The following is a 2244-nucleotide window of genomic DNA, read 5'->3' on the forward strand; positions in this document are numbered from 1 at the left end:
TTTAATTAGTAGTCTCGGGCAGGCTCGAACTGCCGACCTCTACATTATCAGTGTAGCGCTCTAACCAGCTGAGCTACGAGACTCTCTCTAATTAATAATTATTAATTAATAATTGTTAATTATCTCTTTCTCCCGTTTACTAATTTCTAGTGGGTTTTGTATTTTTTATATATATCAACCAAATAAAAAACTAAAGCTTTGCTTTAAGTAAGTACATGGTACATTGAAGTACCTTAATTTTGTTTATCGTCATAAGACGCTCTAAAATGAGATGTTCCAGCCGCACCTTCCGGTACGGCTACCTTGTTACGACTTAGCCCTAGTTACCTGTTTTACCCTAGGCAGCTCCTGTTACGGTCACCGACTTCAGGTACCCCAGACTTCCATGGCTTGACGGGCGGTGTGTACAAGGCCCGGGAACGTATTCACCGCGCCATGGCTGATGCGCGATTACTAGCGATTCCAGCTTCATAGAGTCGAGTTGCAGACTCCAATCCGAACTGAGACCGGCTTTCGAGATTTGCATCACATCGCTGTGTAGCTGCCCTCTGTACCGGCCATTGTATTACGTGTGTGGCCCAAGGCGTAAGGGCCGTGATGATTTGACGTCATCCCCACCTTCCTCTCTACTTGCGTAGGCAGTCTCACTAGAGTCCCCAACTTAATGATGGCAACTAGTGACAGGGGTTGCGCTCGTTGCAGGACTTAACCTAACACCTCACGGCACGAGCTGACGACAACCATGCAGCACCTTGAAAATTGCCCGAAGGAAGGTCTATTTCTAAACCGATCAATTCCCATTTAAGCCTTGGTAAGGTTCCTCGCGTATCATCGAATTAAACCACATAATCCACCGCTTGTGCGGGCCCCCGTCAATTCCTTTGAGTTTCATTCTTGCGAACGTACTCCCCAGGTGGCTAACTTATCACTTTCGCTTAGTCTCTGAAGCAAAAGCCCCAAAAACGAGTTAGCATCGTTTACGGCGTGGACTACCAGGGTATCTAATCCTGTTCGCTCCCCACGCTTTCGTCCATCAGCGTCAGTTAAGACATAGTGACCTGCCTTCGCAATTGGTGTTCTAAGTAATATCTATGCATTTCACCGCTACACTACTTATTCCAGCCACTTCTACCTTACTCAAGACCTGCAGTATCAATGGCAGTTTCATAGTTAAGCTATGAGATTTCACCACTGACTTACAGATCCGCCTACGGACCCTTTAAACCCAATAAATCCGGATAACGCTTGCACCCTCCGTATTACCGCGGCTGCTGGCACGGAGTTAGCCGGTGCTTATTCGTATAGTACCTTCAGCTTTCCACACGTGGAAAGGTTTATCCCTATACAAAAGAAGTTTACAACCCATAGGGCCGTCGTCCTTCACGCGGGATGGCTGGATCAGGCTCTCACCCATTGTCCAATATTCCTCACTGCTGCCTCCCGTAGGAGTCTGGTCCGTGTCTCAGTACCAGTGTGGGGGATCACCCTCTCAGGCCCCCTAAAGATCACTGACTTGGTAGGCCGTTACCCTACCAACTATCTAATCTTGCGCGTGCCCATCTCTATCCACCGGAGTTTTCAATTTTAAATGATGCCATTCAAAATATTATGGGGTATTAATCTTCCTTTCGAAAGGCTATCCCCCAGATAAAGGCAGGTTGCACACGTGTTCCGCACCCGTACGCCGCTCTCTCTGTCCCGAAAGACAAATACCGCTCGGCTTGCATGTGTTAGGCCTCCCGCTAGCGTTCATCCTGAGCCAGGATCAAACTCTCCATTGTATGTTTGTTCTGACTCACTCAAAGTTTTGACGCTTTAGTTTTTCCTTACTTGGTTGTTATATTGTATTTCAATGATCGTTTTTCTTCCGCTTCCTACGCTGCTACTTTCTGTCGTTTTCGCTCTGCGTATTTGCGTGTGCAAAAGTAAAAAATTATTTCTAATTGACCAAATGTTTTCTTAAGAAATTTTAAAGTTTTTTGATAACCCTAAAACGCTTTCAAAACCCTCAATCTATCCACTTCTGCGCTCCCGTAATTGGGATTGCAAAGATACAAAAAAAATTAACCCTCACAACTTTTATTAGCTAAATCTTGTAAAGTTTTTATCTCTTATATCAGTGAAAGTCTAGTCTTATTTTTTAGCTCCTTAAAAGCTCTTCTGCGCTACTGACATACTCTCGTTTTCAGTGGGGCAAAAGTACACCCTTTAACCCCATACTTCCAAATCTATTTAACATAAAAT

1 tRNA gene and 1 rRNA gene are annotated in these 2244 nt (G+C 44.9%); both read right to left on the reverse strand.

Annotated elements, in window-relative coordinates:
* Window positions 1–9 precede the first annotated feature (9 nt).
* A tRNA-Ile gene (locus M2373_RS22485) sits at window positions 10–83 on the reverse strand.
* A 181-nt stretch (window positions 84–264) separates the two neighbouring features.
* Window positions 265–1781, reverse strand: a 16S ribosomal RNA gene (locus tag M2373_RS22490).
* Window positions 1782–2244 lie beyond the last annotated feature (463 nt).

The sequence above is a fragment of the Chryseobacterium sp. JUb7 genome (assembly GCF_024806495.1).
In the GTDB taxonomy this organism is placed as follows: domain Bacteria; phylum Bacteroidota; class Bacteroidia; order Flavobacteriales; family Weeksellaceae; genus Chryseobacterium.